The 18717-nt window shown below is 67.2% G+C and carries 18 protein-coding genes; 12 read left to right on the forward strand and 6 right to left on the reverse strand.

Annotation, left to right across the window (positions count from 1 at the left end; all coding sequences use genetic code 11):
* Positions 1–371: 371 nt before the first annotated feature.
* The 3 genes from AC1DS0_RS28620 to AC1DS0_RS28630 all read left to right on the forward strand — a co-directional run bounded on the left by AC1DS0_RS28620 (position 372) and on the right by AC1DS0_RS28630 (position 4538).
* On the forward strand, positions 372–1340 hold the full coding sequence (locus AC1DS0_RS28620; protein ID WP_476817607.1) for an ornithine cyclodeaminase family protein: 969 nt from the start codon (positions 372–374) through the stop codon (positions 1338–1340).
* Positions 1341–1473: 133 nt separating this feature from the next.
* Positions 1474–3129 carry an acetolactate synthase large subunit gene (locus tag AC1DS0_RS28625; protein ID WP_476817608.1) on the forward strand — a complete coding sequence of 552 codons (1656 nt, stop codon included), beginning with the start codon at positions 1474–1476 and terminating at the stop codon, positions 3127–3129.
* Between the two features lie 26 nt (positions 3130–3155).
* The gene (locus AC1DS0_RS28630) at positions 3156–4538 is read left to right on the forward strand and encodes an aldehyde dehydrogenase family protein (RefSeq protein WP_476817609.1); all 1383 of its coding nucleotides are present in this window, start codon (positions 3156–3158) and stop codon (positions 4536–4538) included.
* 8 nt (positions 4539–4546) lie between these two features.
* Here AC1DS0_RS28630 and AC1DS0_RS28635 read toward each other — a convergent pair whose 3' ends face one another.
* The 6 genes from AC1DS0_RS28635 to AC1DS0_RS28660 form a co-directional block, all read right to left on the reverse strand.
* The gene (locus AC1DS0_RS28635) at positions 4547–5170 is read right to left on the reverse strand and encodes an SCO family protein (RefSeq protein ID WP_476817610.1); all 624 of its coding nucleotides are present in this window, start codon (positions 5168–5170) and stop codon (positions 4547–4549) included.
* A 32-nt stretch (positions 5171–5202) separates the two neighbouring features.
* Positions 5203–6264 (reverse strand): L,D-transpeptidase family protein, encoded by a 1062-nt coding sequence (locus tag AC1DS0_RS28640; RefSeq protein ID WP_476817611.1) that lies wholly within the window; start codon positions 6262–6264, stop codon positions 5203–5205.
* 143 nt (positions 6265–6407) lie between these two features.
* Positions 6408–6710: a hypothetical protein gene (locus tag AC1DS0_RS28645; RefSeq protein WP_476817612.1), complete on the reverse strand. Its 303-nt coding sequence runs from the start codon at positions 6708–6710 to the stop codon at positions 6408–6410.
* Between the two features lie 40 nt (positions 6711–6750).
* A complete protein-coding gene (locus tag AC1DS0_RS28650; RefSeq protein ID WP_476817613.1) occupies positions 6751–7665 on the reverse strand; it encodes a cation diffusion facilitator family transporter in 915 nt (304 codons plus the stop codon).
* On the reverse strand, positions 7665–8189 hold the full coding sequence (gene lspA, locus AC1DS0_RS28655; RefSeq protein ID WP_476817614.1) for a signal peptidase II: 525 nt from the start codon (positions 8187–8189) through the stop codon (positions 7665–7667). The genes AC1DS0_RS28650 and lspA overlap by 1 nt, the downstream gene beginning before the upstream one ends.
* An 11-nt stretch (positions 8190–8200) precedes the next feature.
* On the reverse strand, positions 8201–10570 hold the full coding sequence (locus tag AC1DS0_RS28660) for a heavy metal translocating P-type ATPase (protein WP_476817615.1): 2370 nt from the start codon (positions 10568–10570) through the stop codon (positions 8201–8203).
* Between the two features lie 105 nt (positions 10571–10675).
* Between AC1DS0_RS28660 and AC1DS0_RS28665 the strand changes: the two genes are divergently transcribed.
* The 9 genes from AC1DS0_RS28665 to AC1DS0_RS28705 all read left to right on the forward strand — a co-directional run bounded on the left by AC1DS0_RS28665 (position 10676) and on the right by AC1DS0_RS28705 (position 18712).
* Positions 10676–11095, forward strand: coding sequence for a MerR family transcriptional regulator (locus tag AC1DS0_RS28665; RefSeq protein ID WP_454029421.1), 420 nt, complete (start codon positions 10676–10678; stop codon positions 11093–11095).
* 88 nt (positions 11096–11183) lie between these two features.
* The gene (locus AC1DS0_RS28670; protein WP_476817616.1) at positions 11184–11549 is read left to right on the forward strand and encodes a DUF2946 family protein; all 366 of its coding nucleotides are present in this window, start codon (positions 11184–11186) and stop codon (positions 11547–11549) included.
* A 181-nt stretch (positions 11550–11730) separates the two neighbouring features.
* Positions 11731–12249 (forward strand): YcnI family copper-binding membrane protein, encoded by a 519-nt coding sequence (locus AC1DS0_RS28675; protein WP_476817617.1) that lies wholly within the window; start codon positions 11731–11733, stop codon positions 12247–12249.
* 40 nt (positions 12250–12289) lie between these two features.
* Positions 12290–13876, forward strand: coding sequence for a copper resistance CopC/CopD family protein (locus AC1DS0_RS28680; RefSeq protein ID WP_476817618.1), 1587 nt, complete (start codon positions 12290–12292; stop codon positions 13874–13876).
* The gene (locus AC1DS0_RS28685) at positions 13873–14670 is read left to right on the forward strand and encodes a DJ-1/PfpI family protein (protein WP_476817619.1); all 798 of its coding nucleotides are present in this window, start codon (positions 13873–13875) and stop codon (positions 14668–14670) included. The genes AC1DS0_RS28680 and AC1DS0_RS28685 overlap by 4 nt, the downstream gene beginning before the upstream one ends.
* 19 nt (positions 14671–14689) lie before the next feature.
* The gene (locus AC1DS0_RS28690; RefSeq protein ID WP_476817620.1) at positions 14690–15169 is read left to right on the forward strand and encodes a copper chaperone PCu(A)C; all 480 of its coding nucleotides are present in this window, start codon (positions 14690–14692) and stop codon (positions 15167–15169) included.
* A gap of 160 nt (positions 15170–15329) precedes the next feature.
* Positions 15330–16244: a dihydrodipicolinate synthase family protein gene (locus tag AC1DS0_RS28695; RefSeq protein ID WP_476817679.1), complete on the forward strand. Its 915-nt coding sequence runs from the start codon at positions 15330–15332 to the stop codon at positions 16242–16244.
* Positions 16244–17413 (forward strand): mandelate racemase/muconate lactonizing enzyme family protein, encoded by a 1170-nt coding sequence (locus tag AC1DS0_RS28700; protein WP_476817621.1) that lies wholly within the window; start codon positions 16244–16246, stop codon positions 17411–17413. The genes AC1DS0_RS28695 and AC1DS0_RS28700 overlap by 1 nt, the downstream gene beginning before the upstream one ends.
* A 27-nt stretch (positions 17414–17440) precedes the next feature.
* Positions 17441–18712 (forward strand): ABC transporter substrate-binding protein, encoded by a 1272-nt coding sequence (locus AC1DS0_RS28705; RefSeq protein WP_476817622.1) that lies wholly within the window; start codon positions 17441–17443, stop codon positions 18710–18712.
* Positions 18713–18717: the final 5 nt, after the last annotated feature.

Here is an 18717-nt window from a genome sequence, read left to right on the forward strand (position 1 = left end):
GTCGGCGGCGAAGCCCAACGTTCCCTTGAAGCGCAGTAGAGCGGCCCCGCCAGCGGCGGCGCCGTCTCGATGGCCGCTTTATAGGGGGACCCCGCTTCACCTGTCAACACAGCAGATGAAAGTTTTTCGACAAAAATGGATTTCGATCGAAAAGCCGCACATTTTCAATGGCTTACATTTTAACCGGCAAACGGAGCCCGACGAGTCGGCCCTGTCTCAGCCAAATCGCGCCTCCGGCCCCCCCGCTCCATGAGGGAGCCACTCAGTACGATCAGATCGCCTCGGCCTTGCCCGCCGCTTCTCCTGTGCCCATACCCAATCCCTATGGACCGGCCGGCCCATGTCCCTCCCGTCGCGAAACGGTTCGAGCGATGAGCAATTCCCTCCTCTATCTCTCGCACAAGGACGTGCGGGCTTGTGCCGTGACTCCGCGCGAGGCGCGCGAGGCCATGCTGCGCGCCTTCCGTGACCATGCCGCCGGCCGTAACCGGAGCCTGCCCAAGAGCGCACTCGCACTCGGACCCGGCCACGCCTTCCAGGCGATGACGGCGGCCTCGCAAGCGCAAGCGATCGCCACGGTGAAGTGGGTCGCCTCCGCTCCGACACAGGCGGGCAGCACCGTCCCGAGCGTGAGCGCTCTGATCTGCGTCAGCGACTATGAGACCGGCGCGCCGCTCGCCGTCCTCGACGGCGACGAGATCACGCTGGTGCGGACCGCGGCGATGTCGGCAGCCGCCGCCTCGCTGCTCGCGCCACTGGGCGCACGCACGATCGGCTTTGTCGGCTGCGGCCTGCAGGCCCATGCCCATCTCGCCGCCTTCCACGATCTCTTTCCCAGTCTCGACAATGCCCTGATGCTGAGCCGCAGCCGCAGCTCGGCCGAGCGGCTTGCAGAAGCTGCCTCAGCGCAGGGCCTCGCCACGGAGATCGTCGACGATGCCGACATGCTGCTCGCCCGCAGCGACATCGTCATCTCGATGATTCCGGCGACGCCGGGCTTGCGCGCCTTCCTCGATGCAAGGCGGATGAAGCCTGCATCCTTTGCCGCGGCGGTCGACACAGGCCGCAGTTGGCTGCCTGAGACCCTCCCCGCCTTCGACTTGCTGGTCACCGACAGCCTCGCCCAGTCGCAGGCGCCCTATGATGTCGACGGACAGCCGGTCGCCGGCGTCCGCTTCGGCTATGATCTCACTGGCCTGTCACAGACGCCGCTCGCCGACGCCGGGACGAAGCGCTCGCTATTCTGCTTCCGCGGCTTTGCGCTGACCGATCTCGCGCTTGCGCATCTCGTCCTGGAGAAGGCGCGCGCCGCCGGCATCGGAACCTCCCTGCCGCGCTAGAGCCGGATCCGATCAGGTTGCGGTGCAAGCTGATCGGAGCGGGCTCTTGCAACCCTGCCATGCGCCGGCTTTCCCTTCGCGCACAGGAAGCCTACCTTTCCGGGCATCGAGGCGTTCCGGATAGGCGATGGCGATGACGAAGGGTTCCGATCTCCTGGTGGCCGCACTCGAGAACGAGGGCGTCGATCGCATCTTCGGCGTTCCCGGCGAGGAGAATCTCGACGTCGTCGAGTCGCTCCGAACCTCGAAGATCGAGCTCGTCCTGACCCGGCACGAGCAGGCCGCCGCCTTCATGGCCGCGACGCATGGCCGGCTGACGGGGCGTCCCGGCGTCTGCATTGCGACATTGGGGCCCGGCGCGCTCAATTTCTCCACGGGTGCGGCCTATGCTCATCTCGGCGCCATGCCGATGATCCTGATCACCGGGCAGAAGGCAATCATGAGCGCCAAGCAGGCCCGCTTCCAGATCGTCGACGTCGTCGCCTCGATGAAGCCGCTGACCAAGATGACCCGGCAGATCGTCAGCGCCGCCAGCATCCCGTCGGTCGTGCGCGATGCCTTCCGCGTTGCGATGGAAGAGCGGCCCGGCCCGGTGCATCTTGAGCTGCCGGAGGACATCGCCGGCGAGGAGGTCGCCGATGTGCCGCTGATCCCGGTGCATCCGCTGGAGCAGCCGGTGGCTGATCCGAAGGCGATCGCCCGCGCCGCCGAGATGATCCTAGCCGCCAAGCGGCCGCTGGTGATGATTGGCGCTGCCGGTAACCGGCCGCGGCTGGTCGAGCCGCTCTCCGATTTCGTGCGGCGGGTGAAGCTGCCCTTCTTCAACACCCAGATGGGCAAGGGCGCGGTCACCGGCGGCTCGAATCTCTATATGGGCACCGCCGCCTTGTCCGAGGGCGACTATGTCCATCAGGCGATCGACCGGGCCGACCTGATCATCGCAATCGGCCATGACACGATCGAGAAGCCGCCCTTCCTGATGAAGAGCGCCGGCGGGCCGAAGGTGATCCATGTCGGCTACCAGTCGGCGACGGTCGAGCAGGTCTATCACCCCGATGCCGAGGTGATCGGTGATATCGGCGCGACGGTCGCAGCGCTGGCAGAGCTTTTAGGCGGCCGGGTCGAAGCCGATCCGGTCATGCTGGAGTTGCGCCAGAAGATCCTCGCCCACCTGAATGATCGGTCCGAGGAGGACCGCTTCCCGATCACGCCGCAGCGCATCGTCCACGACATCCGCGCGGTGATGCCGGAGGACGGCATGGTCTGCCTCGACAACGGCATGTACAAGATCTGGTTCGCGCGGAACTACCGCACCCATGTCGCCAACACGCTGCTGCTCGACAATGCGCTGGCGACGATGGGTGCCGGGCTGCCCTCGGCGATGATGGCGGCGATGCTCCACCCCAAGCGCCGGGTCATGGCGGTCTGCGGCGATGGCGGCTTCATGATGAACAGCCAGGAGATGGAGACCGCCGTCCGGCTCGGCCTCAACCTCGTCGTCGTCGTCCTCAATGACAGCGCCTATGGCATGATCCGCTGGAAGCAGGCGGTCGATGGTTTCGCCGATTACGGCATGAGCTTCGGCAATCCCGATTTCGTCGCCTATGCCAAGGCCTATGGCGCCAAGGGCTCGCGCGTCGGCTCGGCCGCTGAGCTGGTGCCGACGCTGGAAGCCGCTTTCAAGGGCGGCGGCGTTCATCTCGTCGAGGTTCCGATCGACTATTCGGAGAACACGCGCGTGCTCGTCGAGGAGCTGCGCAACAAGACGCCGGATATCGAGCTGGCCTGACCCGAGACCAAGCGAAGGAGATCACCATGCTGCAGGTCGTGCAGGCCTATGATCGCGCGCCGATCAAGGAGATCGCCACCGACGATGCCGCGGCGCTCGAAGCCAAATTGCAGGCGGCCAACAAGGTCTTCCGCGATCGCGATCACTGGCTGAAGCCCTATGAACGGATCGCGATCCTGCGCAAGCTCGCCGAGTTGCTGTCGGCCAAGCGCGACCATTTCGCCCGCCAGATCGCGCGCGAGGGTGGCAAGCCACTGACCGATGCCATCATCGAGACGACGCGCGCGATCGACGGCATCCACAACGCTGCCGACGAACTCAGAAATTTCGGTGGACGCGAGATCCCGATGGGGCTGACCCCCGCCGCCGTGAACCGCTGGGCCTTCACCACCAAGGAGCCGATCGGGATCGTCGCAGCGATCTCGGCCTTCAACCATCCGCTCAATCTGATCGTCCACCAGGTCGCGCCGGCGATCGCCGTCGGCTGTCCTGTGATCATCAAGCCGGCGAGCACGACGCCGCTGTGCTGCCGCGACTTCGTCGCGCTGGTGCACGAGGCCGGCCTGCCGGAAGCCTGGTGCCAGACCTTCCTGCCGGAGACCAACGAGCTCGCAGAGGCGCTCGCCACCGACCGGCGCGTCGCCTTCCTCAGCTTCATCGGCTCGGCCAAGATCGGCTGGTACCTGCATTCCAAGCTGGCGCATGGCGCGCGCTCGGCGCTGGAGCATGGCGGGGCTGCGCCGGCGATCGTCGATCGCAGTGCCGATCTCGACAGGATCATCGAGCCGCTGGTCAAGGGCGGCTACTACCATGCCGGCCAGGTCTGCGTGTCGACGCAGCGCATCTACGTGCATGAGGAGATCGCCGATGCCTTCACCGAGCGGCTGGTGGCGCGCGTTGCCAAGTTGCGCACGGGCGACCCCGTCCTGAAGGAGACCGAGGTCGGCCCGCTGATCCTGCCCAGGGAAGCCGATCGGGTCGCAAGCTGGATCGACGAAGCGGTGAAGGGCGGCGCCAAGCTCGCGCTCGGCGGCAAGCGACTCTCCGAGACGACGCTGGAGCCGGCCGTGCTGCTCGATCCGGCCGCCGACGCCAAGGTCTCGCAGCTCGAGGTCTTCGGCCCGCTCGTCTGCGTCTACCGCTACAGCAAGCTCGACGAGGCGATCGCCCGGGCCAATTCGCTCAATGTCGCCTTCCAGGGCAGCGTCTTCGCGCAGGACATCGATGTCGCGCTGCATGTCGCCGAGCGGCTCGACGCCTCGGCGGTGATGGTCAACGACCCCACCGCCTTCCGCACCGACTGGATGCCCTTCGCCGGCCGCAAGGAATCCGGCTACGGCACTGGCGGCATCCCCTACACCATGCGCGACATGACGCAGGAGAAGATGATCCTGCTGAATAGGCGCTGAGGCGGCGCTCAGCGCTTGAGCAGCAGCTTGACCTTGGCGAGCGCCGAGTCCTGCTCCTCGTGATAGTCGATCAGGCTGCGGAACCGGCCTTCCGCGTCCATCAGATAGACTGAAGCCGTGTGGTCCATGGTGTAGCCGTCCTGCGTCGGGATGCGCTTGGCATAGGCCTTGTACGCCTTCAGCGCCGCATCGACCTCGGCCTGCGTGCCGGAGAGCCCGACGATGCGCGGATCGAAGGATTGCAGGTAGAGCGCAAGCTGCGACGGCGTATCGCGCTCGGGATCGACGCTGACGAAAAGCACGTTGAGCTTGTCGGCCTCCGCACCGAGCTTGCCGAGCAAGGTCGTGAGCTCGAACAGCGTGGTCGGGCAGACCTCCGGGCAGTGGGTGAAGCCAAAGAAGACCAGCGTCGGCTTGCCGAGATAATCGGCCTGCGAGACCTTGCGGCCGGTATGGTCGGTCGAGGTGAAGGGACCACCGACATCGGCTAGCGGCGTCGACACGGCTGCGCTGGAGCCCGGCCGGCCGGGCCCATCGACGCGCCACCAGCCTAGCGTGACCGCGGCCGCAGCGAAGGCGACGAGGACGACGGCACCCCAGGCGCCGTAACGGATGATCTTGAGGATCGGCATGGCGCTTTGTCTGGCCGCCAGCTTGCCCGGCGTCAACGCGGCGAAATCGACCCGGTCGCCGATGCCTGCTGCGGCTCATCGTCGCCGCTAGCGCCATAGGGATCGGCCAGCGCCGCCTGCGGCGCGCTGATCTCGACCTTGCCGGCGACCATGGTCTGCATCCGCTCCGGCCCGATATTGCGCAGCAGCTTGCGGAAGCTCTGGTGCATGCCGCCATCCATCAGCGCATAGCTCATTGCCGGCGTACTGCCGGAAAGCTCGGCGAGCCGCGCCTCGTCGCGGGCGCTGCGGGCGGCGACCAGCGGCTCGACCTCGGGATCGGTCTGATAGGCCGGGCACGGCGCGCCGGGAACGAAAGCCGAGGCATCGCCGGCCGGGTTGAAGACATAGCGGCCGCCGCAAGTCGCCAAACGTGGCGGCTGGCGCGTCGCCTCGAAATGATCCGAGCCTTCCTTGAGATTGCGCCAGAAGGCGATGTTCGGATTGCCGCGATGGCGCGCCAGGTTCTCGGGCGTCATCCGGAAGGGGAAGGCCTGGACCTGGAAGCTGCGCTGTCCGCCGGCAAGAGCCTCGCGCGCCAGCCCGTAGATCTCGGTGACGCCGTCATCGGTCATGGCATAGCAGCCGGCCGAGGTGCAGGCGCCGTGGATCATCAGGGCCGAACCGGTATAGCCCTGCGCCTTCTCCAGCGCGTTCGGATAGCCGAGATTATAGGACAGGTAGAACTGCGACTTCGGATTCATAAGCTCCGGCGTCACCGTATAGAAGCCCTCCGGCGCCTGCCGGTCGCCCTCGCGCTTCTTGGGACCGAGCTGGCCCGACCAGCGGCACATCGGATAGGTCTTGAGCAGGGCGTATTGGCCGGAGCGGTCACGCTTCCAGACCTCGAGCTCGCTCTCCTTCTTGTAGAGGCGCACGACGATCGGGTCGGCCTGGCTCATGCCCTTGGCGGACATCTGCGAGACGAGGGCAGCCGGCAGCGGCTGGTTGCCACGGCCGTCGCCGTCCATCCCGACACAGGACGACAGGGCGATGGCGGCGACGCCGAACAAGGCGAAGCGCCGGAGACGCTGAAAGAGAGAGCGATCGGACATGGCTGAAATTATCGGCGTCTGGCGCTAACGACTCGTGAACAGGCTTGAACCCGCGCGACCCTGCAACCTCAGGCCGGGCGAGGTTCAATTGACGTTTTCGTGAACAGCACCGGCAGAGCCTGCCGGCCCGAAGCCCTGAAACGTCAGGCCGAGCGGCCGATGGCGCGCTTGGCCGTCTCGACCGCGCCGGCGCATTGCGGCGCGATCTCGACCAGCACGACGTCCGGGCTCGCCACGCCCGTCCAGAAGCGGACGACCTGGACGATGGCCCAGCTCGGATTCTCGCCGACGCGTGTCACGATCGTCGGCGTCGCAGCGCGGGCGCACGTCGCGACCTTCTCGGCGCTGTCGCGCGGAATCCCGAGGGCCGAGAGCTGGCTGGTGATGGCGCCCTGGATCGGATCGAGGATCAGGAGCGAGACCAAGGCGGCGATGAACGATTCCATGGTGCGGCTTTCAGCTTTGCCTGTGTCGGAATTGCGGTGCTCAGAGGCGCTGCTCGTGACCATCGGTCCGGCGGATCGCCTCGTCCTCGATCTGGATGGTGGTGTGCTTCAGGCAGAACTCCTCGGCGAGGAGCCGGTTAGCCGCGACGAGCGTCTCGCGCCCCTGCGCCATGTCGGCGACCACGATATGGGCGCTCATCGCGTCGAGACCAGATGTCAGCGTCCAGACATGCAGGTCGTGGACAGCGCTGACACCCGGCAACGCCAGCAGCGACTTTTCCAAGAGGGCGATATCGACCTCCGGCGGCGTGCCTTCCATCAGGATGTGGACGGCCTGCTTCAGCAGGATCCAGGTCCGCGGCACGATGAACAGGCCGATGCCGGCGCCGACGATCGGATCGGCGAGCGTCCAGCCGGTCGCCATCACGATCACCGCCGCGATGATGACGCCGAGCGAGCCGAGCATGTCGCTCAGCACCTCGAAATAGGCGCCCTTGACGTTGAGGCTCTCGGAGGAACCGCCGGCAAGCAGCTTCATGCTGATCAGGTTGACGATCAGCCCGACGACCGCGACGGCGAGCATCGGCCCGCCGAGGATGGGCGGCGGGTTGAGAAAGCGCTGATAGGCTTCATAGAGAATGTAGATGGTGAGCAGCAGCAGCACGACGGCGTTGGCGAGCGCCGACAGTATCTCCATCCGGACATAGCCATAGGTGCGCTGCGGCGTGGCCGGCTTCTCGGCGAAGCGGATCGCGACCAGCGCCAAAGCAAGCCCGCCGGCATCGGTCAGCATATGCGCCGCGTCGGCCAGCAAGGCGAGGCTACCGGTCCACAAGCCACCGATCACCTCGGCGAGCATGAAGGCGAAGGTCAGGCCGAAAGCCATTGCGAGCCGCGACTTGTGGCGGCCGGCGGCCGTGCCGGCGCTGCCGCCATGTGAATGCCCGGCTCCCATCAGGATGCTCCGCTCATATGCCGGTTGGGCGTTCGGTTCGTCACTGGCAGTGCTGCGAGCAGCATCAGCACCACGCCGAAGGTCAGCGCGATATCGGCGCCGTTGAAGGTCGGCCAGTGCCAGTCACCCCAGTGCAGATCCAGGAAATCGGTGACCGCGCCCTGGCGCCAGCTGTCGATCGCATTGCCGAAGGCTCCGCCCGCCATCAGCGAAAGACCGATGCGTTCGAGGCGATGCCCGGCGAACGCCGCCCAGGCCAAAAGACCGAAGCCGGCCGCGAACTTGAACAGCCCGAGCAGGCCCGGCCAGGCTTCGAGGGCGTCACGGAACAGGCCGAAGCTGACGCCGGTGTTGAAGCCGAGGCGCAGATTGAGGAAGGGAGTGAGTTCGATCAGCCGCGGCGGGTTCAGCACGACCTCCAGCATCAGCCATTTGCTGGCCTGATCGAGCCCGGCCGCCGCGAGCGCGACGGCAGCGACGAGGCCAAGCCTGCGCGACCGGCTGGCGCTCTCCATCCCGGACATCGACGGCCTCCTCAGGCCGCCTTGCCGGCGTTGAAACGCAGCAGGCGCAGCGCGTTGGCGGTGACCAGCACGGTCGCGCCGGTATCGGCGAGGATCGCGACCCAGAGGCCGGTATAGCCGAGCACGCTGGTGACCAGGAACACCGCCTTCAGGCCGAGCGCGAGCGCGATATTGGTGCGGATGTTGCCCATCGCCGCCCGGGCCAGCCGGATCATCGCGGCGATGTCGCGCACCCGGCTCTTCAGTACCGCGCCATCGGCGGTCTCGAGCGCTACGTCGGTGCCCGCCCCCATGGCGACGCCGATATTGGCTGCGGCCAGCGCCGGGGCATCATTGATCCCGTCGCCAACCATCATCACCGGCGCCTCGCGCGCGAGTTCCTTGATGGCGGTGACCTTGTCGTCCGGCATCAATTCGGCCTTGTGCTCCAGGCCGAGCGAGGCGGCGATGGCGGCGCCGGTGCGGGCATTGTCGCCGGTCAGCATCACCGAGCGGACGCCGAGCGCCTTGAGCTCGGCGATGGCGGCGACAGCGTCCTCGCGCGGCTCGTCACGCAAGGCGATCAGGCCGGCGAGCTGGCCATTGGCGATCACGGCAGCAACCGTCTTGCCGGCGGTTTCGAGCCGCTCGACCGCTTCCAGCGCCGCTACATCGAAGCTGGCGCGCTCCCTGGCATGGCGCGGCGCGCCGACGAAGATGGCGATGCCATCGAGCTCGCCGGTGACGCCCTTGCCGGCGAGCGCCGCGGCATTGGCCGCCGGCCGCACCGGGACGCCATCCGCCTTGGCGCGAGCGAGGATGGCGAGCGCCAGCGGATGACTGGAGCCGGTCTCGACGGCAGCGGCGAGCTCGACGACCTTGCGCTCGTCACGGCCGAGGCTGACGATTTCGGTGACGCGCGGCTCGCCAGCGGTCAGCGTGCCCGTCTTGTCGAAGGCGACGACGCCGGTGCGTGCCGCAGCCTCGATCACCACGCCGCCCTTGAGCAGCAGGCCCTGGCGCGCGCCGGTCGAGAGCGCCGCCGCGATCGAAGCCGGCACCGAGATGACCAGCGCGCAGGGGCAGCCGATAAGCAACAACGCCAGCGCCCGGTAGATCCAGATCGACCACTCGCCACCGAAGGCCAGCGGCGGCAACAGCGCGACCAGGATGGCGAGGCCGACGATCGCCGGCATGTAGATGCGTGAGAAGCGGTCGATGAAGCGTTCGGTCGGCGCGCGCGCTTCCTGCGCTTCCTCGACCAGGCGGATGATGCGGGCGATGGTGTTGTCCTCAGCCGCCTTCTCGACGCGCACGCGCAGCGCCGCCTCGCGATTGACCGAGCCGGCATAGACGGAATCGCCGACACCCTTGGTCTTCGGCACGGATTCGCCGGTGACCGGGCTCTCGTCGATGCCGGAGATGCCGTCGCTGATCGCGCCGTCAGCCGGGATGCGGTCGCCCGGGCGCACCAGCACGATCTGGCCGACCTTCAACGCGGCGGCGTCGACCTGGCGGGTCTCGCCGTTCTCCTCGACGATGGCCGTCTTCGGCACGAGATCGCCGAGTGCCCGGATCGAGGCGCGAGCACGGTCGGCGGCGACGCCCTCCAACACCTCGCCGACGGCAAAGAGGAAGACGACCAGCGCCGCTTCCTCGGCCGCGCCGATGACGAGTGCGCCGGTCGCGGCGATCGTCATCAGCATTTCGATGGTGAAGGGCTGGCCGACCGCCGCCGCCGCGAAAGCGCGCCGCGCCACCGGCACGACGCCGATCACGCAGGCGACGACGAAGGCCCAATAGGCGGCGGTCTCAGAGACCGTGAACTTGGCGAGCCAGGCGGCGGCGAGCAGTGCGCCGGTCAGGAGGACGAGCCTGCCCTTGCCGGTCTGGTACCAGGAGACGCCGTCCGGCGTCGGCTCATGGACGTGGCCGGGCAGGCCGTGGCCATGGTCGGCGGCCTTGCCGGCCTTACCATGGGCATGGGCATGGTCATGGTCGTGATCGTGCTTGTGGTCATGAGCATGGTCGTGTCCGCCGCAGCTCGCATGGTCATGGTCGTGTGCATGGTCATACTTATGCGCATGGCCCTGCGCCTTCTCTGTCGGGCCGTGGTCATGGCCGCAGCCGCAAGCCGAGGCCGGCTCAGGCGCAGCGGCGCGCGGCGCACTCGCCGCCGTCGTATAGCCGAGGCTGGCGACGCGCTTCTCGATCTCGTCGCGCCGGGTCCGGCTCTCGTCGAGGGCGAGTGTCAGTGTCTCGGACATCACCGAGAGGCGCACATCGGACACACCGGGCAGGCGCTCGACCGCGCCGCGAATCTTCGCCGCGCAGCTGGCGCAATCCATGCCGCCGACCTTCCAGGATAGCGTTTCCGTTTCGGTTTTTGCGGCGGTGGTCATGCTCTCGTCTCCGCTTGACAGCGTTGCGGGACCATCTACCTACAACCTGTAGCCACTACAGCTTCAAGAGGAAAAATCATGCGGCCGGCGAAAACCCTCGAACGCGTGGTGCCGATCGGGACGCTGGCCGAACGGACCGGGGTCAAGGTCGAGACCATCCGCTATTACGAGCAGGTCGGCCTGCTGCCGGAGCCGGAGCGCTCCGAGGGCAACCAGCGCCGCTATGGCCGCGCCCATGTCGAGCGGCTCGCCTTCATCAAGCATGCGCGCGATCTCGGCTTCGCGGTCGAGAGCATCCGCACCCTGCTGCGGCTTTCGGACACACCCGGCATGGCCTGCGACGAAGCGCATGCGATCGCGGCCGAGCATCTCGACGAAGTCCGCGACAAGATTGCCCGACTGCGCTCGCTCGAGGCGGAACTCGCCCGGATCGCAACGGTTTGCTCGGGTGGGGTTGCCGCCAGCGACTGCGCCGTGATCGAGGCGCTGGCCGATCACAGCCATTGCGAGCACCACGGCCACTGAAACACTGACGCAAATTGACCCTGCCGGCAGCCATGCTATCGAAGTCGCAGGAGGGCCGGTTTTGTCCGCAGGGCGCAGCGAGGCAGGGATGAGACGCTGGGTCGCGCTGTTCGCGGCCTATCTCGTCGTGCTGCAGGCAATCTTCGCCGGCCTTGCCTCAGGCGCCAATGCGGCGAGCTTCAGCCTAGACCGTTCGCTGGCGATGACGCTCTGCGCCGGCGGCGATCAGCCGATGAGCCAGGGCGACGGCGCTGCGGCGCATGAGCTGATGAGCTGCTGCATGCTCGGCTGCGCCTTCACCGGCGCCGGCGCACCAGCCGCCCCGACCAACTCGCTGCCGGTCGTGCATCGCGCCGTCGATCTCGTCGCCTTCCAGCGCCGGCTCGACCTGCCATCCGGCTTCATCGCCGGCCGCTCTCCAGCCAATCCGCGCGCACCACCCGCCACTCTCTGAGCTGCGCGCATCCGAGCGCATCACGCCGGAACCTGCGTTGCCCTGACGGCCGCATGTGGCTTCTCCCCCCATCCCATTCGCTCGCGACGGCAAAGCTGCCAGCGCGCGCTCATTCGAACCAATGCCGCCTCCGAGCGGCTGCGCCGGTCATCCCGGCGCCCATTCCGTAGGGATTCCCACGATGAAATCGCTTTCGCTCGCCGCCCTCGTCGCGGCTTTCGCTGCCGGCCCCGCCTTCGCCCATGTCACGCTGGAGACCCAGCAGGCTCCAGTCGGCTCGACCTACAAGGCGGTGCTACGTGTGCCGCATGGCTGCAAGGGCGCGGCCACGACCAGGGTCCGCGTCCGCATTCCCGAGGGGGTGATCGCGGTCAAGCCGATGCCCAAGCCCGGCTGGACGCTGGAGACGACCAAGGGCAAGTACGAGAAGGCCTACGACTACTACGGCACGCCGACGGCCGAGGGTGTGACCGAGGTCAGCTGGAGCGGCGGCAAGCTGCTCGACGAGCATTATGACGAGTTCGTCCTGCGCGCCTATCTCACCGCCGACCTCAAGCCGGAGACGACGCTCTACGTGCCGGTCGTCCAGGAATGCGAGGGCGGCGCGGTCGAGCGCTGGATCGAGATCCCGGCGGCCGGCAAATCGACTGACGATTACAAGTTCCCGGCGCCGGGCGTGAAGTTGACGCCGAAGAAGTGAGCCAGCGCGGCCGGGTTTTCCGCCCGGCCGCCGTCCCGCCATGACCCGGCAACTTCATCTCCTTCTCATCCTGCTCGGCCTCGCCATCGCCTCGCTCGCAACGGCAGGACAGACGCTGGCGCATGCCGCCTTGACGAAGACCGTTCCGGCCGACGGCTCGGTCGTCGCCAGCGTGCCTGGCGAATTCAGCCTGAGCTTCAGCGAACCGGTCTCGCCGCTGGTGCTGAATCTGATCGGCCCGGACGGGACGAGCCGCCCGCTGACGCGCTTCACGCTCGCGGATCGGACACTCACGATCGCGGCGCCGTCCGACCTCGCCAATGGCACGCATGTGCTGAGCTGGCGCGTCGTCTCCGAGGACGGCCATCCGGTCGGCGGCTCGGTGCTGTTCTCGATAGGCTCGCCGAGTGCGGCTCCGGTCGTGACGACGCAAAGCGAGCCCGCCGTTCGCCTCATGCTCTGGCTCGGCAAGCTCGGGCTCTATCTCGGCCTCGTTTTCGGCATTGGCGGCGTCGCCTTCATGGCTTGGGCCGCCCCTCTGCCCGCTGCCGCGCGCCGGCCGATCGCCAGCTTTCTCCTGCTGGGGCTGCTGTCGATACCGATCGCCGTTGCGGCACAGGGTCTCGACGCTCTGGCATTGCCGCTCTCCGGCGCGCTGCAGCTTGCGGTCTGGAAAGCCGCGGCCGCGAGCAGCTTCGGCCGCACAGCGCTGATTGCGATGCTCGCGCTGCTGACCGCGCTCATTGCGCTCGCCCGCTCCAACCGCAGCGAGCGCCTGTTCGCAATCCTCGCCTGGCTCGGCATCGGCGCGGCGCTTGCCGCAAGCGGTCATGCAAGCGCCGCCGCGCCGCAATTCCTGACCCGTCCGGCGGTGTTCCTGCATGCCGTCGGCATGACCGGCTGGGCCGGCGCGCTGTTGCCGCTCGCCCTCGCCTGCCGGCAGCCCGATGGGGCGCTGGCGCTGCAGCGCTTCTCGCGGCGCATTCCGGTGCTGCTGCTCGTCATCCTCCTCAGCGGTGTCGTACTTGCGATCGTCCAGGTCGAGCGCCCGCAGGCGTTGCTGACCACGCCCTACGGCCTCGTGCTCACCGGCAAGCTCACGCTGGTCATGGCGCTGATCGGGCTCGGGGCCTTCAACCGCTACCGGCTGACCGAAGCGGCCGTATCCGGACGCGCGAGCGCCCGTCGGCTGCTCATCCGGATCATCGCAGCCGAGATTGCGATCATCGTCGCCATCCTCGCTGTCGCCGCGCTCTGGCGCTTCACACCGCCGCCGCGCGCCCTCGCTGCGGCGGCGGCGCAGCCGGCCAGCGTCCATATCCATACCGAGAAGGCGATGGCCGACATCAGCCTGACACCAGGCCACGCCGGCCCCGTGACGATCACCGTCTCGCTGCTCGACGGCGAGTTCGGCCCGCTCGCGGCGAAGGAATTGCGGATTGCCTTGTCACGGCCGGAAGCCGGCATCGAGCCGATCGAGCGGCAAGCCACCAAGCAAGCGGATGGCAGCTGGCAAGTCGGCGATCTGACGCTTCCCGTCGCCGGCCGCTGGACCATCGAGCTCGAGACCCTGGTCTCGGATTTCGAGATGGCCCGTCTCAAGGAGACCGTGGAGATCAGGCCATGACAGGTGACATCACAAGACGCGACTGGGCGGGCTTGGCAGCGGCTGGCGCGCTCTCCGGATTGCTCGCCGGATTGCCGCAAGCCGCGCTGGCCCAGCCCGCCGGAACGAGCACGCCGCGGATCGCGATGCTGGTGCATCCCGATATGGTCCTGCTCGACCTGGTCGGTCCGCTGACCGTGTTCTCGCTGCTGCAGACGGAGCTGCACCTGGTCTGGAAGGACCGGCAGCCGGTCGCGAACGATCTTAGCCTGCCGGTCACGCCAACCACGAGCTATGCCGATTGCCCGGCCGAGCTCGATGTCCTGTTCATCCCCGGCGGGCTGAAAGGTAGCGTCGCCCTGATGGAAGATGCTGAAACACTCGCCTTCCTCGCCGATCGCGGCGCTCGGGCCCGCTATGTCACGGCGGTCTGCACGGGCTCGCTGGTGCTCGGCGCAGCCGGCCTGCTCAAGGGCTACCGCGCCACCGGTCACTGGTACATTCGCGACCTCTTGGCATCGATGGGCGCAAGCGTCGAGCACAGCCGCGTCGTCACTGACCGCAACCGCATCACCGGCGGCGGCGTCACCGCCGGGATCGATTTCGGCCTGACGGTCGCCGCCAAGCTGCGCGATGAGGAGACGGCGCGCCTGATCCAGCTCGTGCTGGAATATGATCCGCAGCCGCCTTTCGATGCCGGCTCGCCCGAACGCGCCGGTGCCAAGCTCACCGGTGATGTGTTGGCGCGGCGCAAGCCCTTGATCGACGCCGCCCGGCGCAACGCCGAACTCGCCAAGATCCGACTCTCGCTTTGATCACCCAAGGAGCCTCGACATGACCAAACTTCGCCTGTCCCTCGCCGCGGCAGCCCTCGCGCTGAGCTGTGGCGCTGCCCTCGCCCAGGACTACATGGCCGGTCCGCTCAAGATCGAGCAGCCCTGGACGCGCGCGACTCCCGGCGGCGCCAAGGTCGCCGGCGGCTATGTCGCGGTCACCAATACCGGCAGCGCATCCGACCGCCTGCTCGGCGGCAGCAGCGAGATCGCCGGCAAGGTCGAGATCCACGAGATGGCGGTCAACAACGGCGTGATGACCATGCGCGGCCTGCCCGAGGGCGTCGAGCTCAAGCCCGGCGCCAAGCTCGAGCTGAAGCCCGGCGGCTACCACATCATGTTCATGGATCTGAAACGCCAGCTCAAGGAAGGCGAGACGATCAAGGGCACGCTGACCTTCGAGAAAGCCGGGCCGGTCCCGGTCGAGTTCTCCGTGCAGTCGGTCGGCGCCCGTGCTCCGGCCGAAGCTCACAAGCACTGACCGCCGCCAAAGGCTGCGAAACCATGGAGGCCGCCGGGCGATAAGCCTGGCGGCCTTTTTCATGCGCGCTTGACGATCTCAATCCTGAGAAGTACGGTCCATATTAGAAAACAAATGATCCATAATATGGATCGATAGGAGGAACGCAGTGCTGCAAGGCATGCTCCCGGTGTTGCCGACGCCGTTCACGGAGTCAGGGGCGATCGATCCCGACGCAATGGCGGGGATCGTCGACTTTGCGCTGGCCAGCGGCGTCGACGGCGTGGTGTTCCCGGGCTTCGCCAGCGAGGTCGACGAGCTCAGCGCGGCGGAGCGGGCGACACTGCTGAAGGTGGTCGTCACCAGGGTCGGTGGAAGGGTGCCGATCGTCGCCGGGGCGAGCGCCCCGACCGCGCTCGAAGCGATCTCGCATTGCCGCGAAGCGCTCTCCAACGGCATCCGCCATGCGATGATCCAGGCGCCCAAGAGCGTCGGCACGACGACGGAGGCCGTCTCGGCTTTCTATGGCGAGATCGCCGCGGCAGTGCCCGGCATCGAGATCGTGCTGCAGAACGCGCCGGCGCCGCGCGGCTCCGACCTCAAGCCCGAGGCCATCCTCCAGATCGTCCGCGACAACCCGGCGATCACCTATGTCAAGGAGGAGACGCTGCCGTCGGGCCTCGCCATCTCGGCGATCACGGCCGGCATGCCGGCGCATCTGAAGGGCGTGATCGGCGGCGGCGGGGCGCGCTATCTGATCGACGAATACAATCGCGGCGCCTGCGGCGCGATGCCGGCGGTCGAGCTCGCCGATGTCCATGTCGCGATGGACCGCGCCTATCGCGCTGGCGAGATCGAGCGCGCGCGCGAGCTCTATATGCGCACGCTGCCGCTGCTGGTGATCCAGTTCAATTTCCGCATGGCCTTCACCAAGCATGTGCTGACCCGGCGTGGCGTGCTGACCAATCAGGTCGTGCGGGCGAAAGTGCCGCGGATGGACGCGCTGGACGTCGCCGAGATCGACGCCTGGCTGGACGCGTGCGCCGAGCTGATGACGGTCGAGCCTCGCGAGCCGACATTCGGCGGTGGCGCGTGATGACCGAGCGTGTCGCCCGCGTCGAGGTCTTCTCGATCACCATCCCGCGCGAGACGCCCTATCTCGGCGCGCTGCGCGAGGGCGAGCGCATCAACGATCACGGCTACATCGTCCGCAAGGGGAACCGCACGGTGTATCCGACGGTCGATCGCACGGTGGTCGTCCGGATCGAGACGGCAAGCGGCGCGGTCGGCTGGGGCGAGACCTATGGCATCGTCGCGCCGGGCGCGGCGATGGCGATCATCGACGACCTGCTCGGCCCGTTCGTCGTCGGGCGCGACCCGCGCGACGTCAGCGTCATCCACGACGATCTCTACGACCTGATGCGAGTGCGCGGTTATACCGGCGGCTTCTATCTCGACGCGCTCGCGGCGATCGACATCGCGCTCTGGGACCTGTGCGGCAAGCTCTCCAGCCTGCCGCTGGTCAAGCTGCTCGGCGGCCAGAAGCATGAGCATTTGCCGGCTTACATCTCCGGCCTGCCGAAGCCGACGCTGGCGGAACGGGCCGAGCTCGCGGCCGAGTGGCAGGCGAAGGGCTTCGACAGCTTCAAGTTCGCCGCCCCCGTCGCCGATGACGGCAATGTCGCGGAAATCAGGACGCTGCGCGAACGGCTCGGGCCGCAGGCGCGCATCGCCTGCGACATGCACTGGATCCATACCGGCGAAGAGGCCGTCGCTGCGATCCGAGCGATGGAGCCGCACGACCTCTGGTTCGCCGAGGCGCCGGTGAAGCCGGAGGATCTCGACGGCCTAGCCCATGTCGCCGCGAAGGTCTCGACGCCGGTCGCGGCCGGCGAGGAATGGCGCACGGTCTACGATCTCGTGCCGCGCGTCGCGCGGCGGGCTTGCGCGATCGTCCAGCCGGAGATGGGCCATAAGGGCGTGACTGAGTTCATGCGCATCGGCCTCTATGCGCAGGCGCATCATCTTCGGGTCATCCCGCACGCCACGATCGGCATCGGCCTGTTCCTGGCGGCGAGCCTGCATGCATCCTCGGCGCTCGCCGCGGTCGAGTGCCACGAGTTCCAGCACTCGATCTTCGAGCCGAACCGGCGGCTGCTCCAAGGCGACATGGATTGCAGCGCCGGCTTCTACCGTTTGCCGAGCGGTCTCGGCCTCGGCGTCGAGCCGTCGAAAGAAGCGCTCAAGCTGCTGAAGCGGCTTTAGCGACAACAACAAAGGGAGGAGGAGACCATGACGAGGACAAGGCTTGCACTCTCCGCGGCTGCGCTCGCGCTCGCCGCCGGCTTTCTCCCCGGCGCCGCCTGGGCGCAGGGCAAGGTGCTGAAGTTCGTCTCCTGGCAGAAGGATGAGCGCGGCGTCGGCGACTGGTGGGGCTCTGTGATCAAGGAGTTCGAGGCGACCCATCCCGGCGTCAAGATCGAATGGACCAAGGTCGAGCGCGGCGCCTATGCCGACACGATGACGACGCTGTTCGCCGGCGGCAAGCCGCCTGATATCGTCCACCTCGCCTCCTTCGAGTTCCAGAAATTCGCCGATAATGGCTGGCTGGAGCCGCTCGACGGCTACATCAAGGATGCGAAGCTCGATCTCAAAGGCTGGGCTGGGCAGGACACCTGCACTTGGAACAAGCAGACCGTCTGCACGATGATGCTCTATTTCGGCTACATCTTCGCTTACAACGAGGAATTGCTGAAGAAGGAAGGCCTTGCTGTCCCGAAGACCTATGCCGAATTCCTCGCCGCGGCGCAGAAGCTGACCAAGGACCTCAACGGTGACGGCATCACCGACCAGTTCGGCACCGGCCACGAGACCAAGGGCGGCGGCGGCCAGTATATGAGCGAGATGATGAACTACACGCTCGATGCCGGCGGGCGCTGGACCAATGATGCCGGTAAGGTGACGATCAACACGCCGGAGATGATCGAGGGCCTGTCGCGCTGGAAGACCATCGTCAAGACCAGCCTGACGCCGCGTGACCTGGCCGCAGGCGAGGTCCGCCAGATGTTCGCCGACGGCAAGATCGCGATGAAGACGGACGGGCCCTGGCTCTACCCGATCATCCAGAAGGGCAAGGCCAAGGACCAGATCAAGCTCGGCATGGTGCCGTTCAAGCCGCCGGTCGGTGGCTCCTCCAACGTGCTCGGCATCGCCGCCGATGCGCCGAAGGAAAACAAGAAGCTGGTCTGGGACTTCATCGCGATCGCAACCTCCGACAAGTTCCAGTCGAGCTATGCGACGCTGGGCGCCTCGCCGCCGCCTAGCCCACGCGCCGACACCTCGGCCGCGACCAAGGACACACCGCATTTCGAGTTGCTGGTGCAGGCGACCAAGGCTGCCGCCGAGGCCAAGGTCGACCGCATCCCGAAGGGGCTGGAGCTGCAATTCAACGAATTCGCCAAGATGGTCATGGAAGAATCCCAGCGCATGATCATCCAGGACCTCGACCCGAAGACGGTCGCAGCGACGATGCAGGCCAAGGCCGAGGCGCTGCAGAAGCAGTGAGGCAC

This window comes from Allobosea sp. P4_H5 (assembly GCF_056400825.1).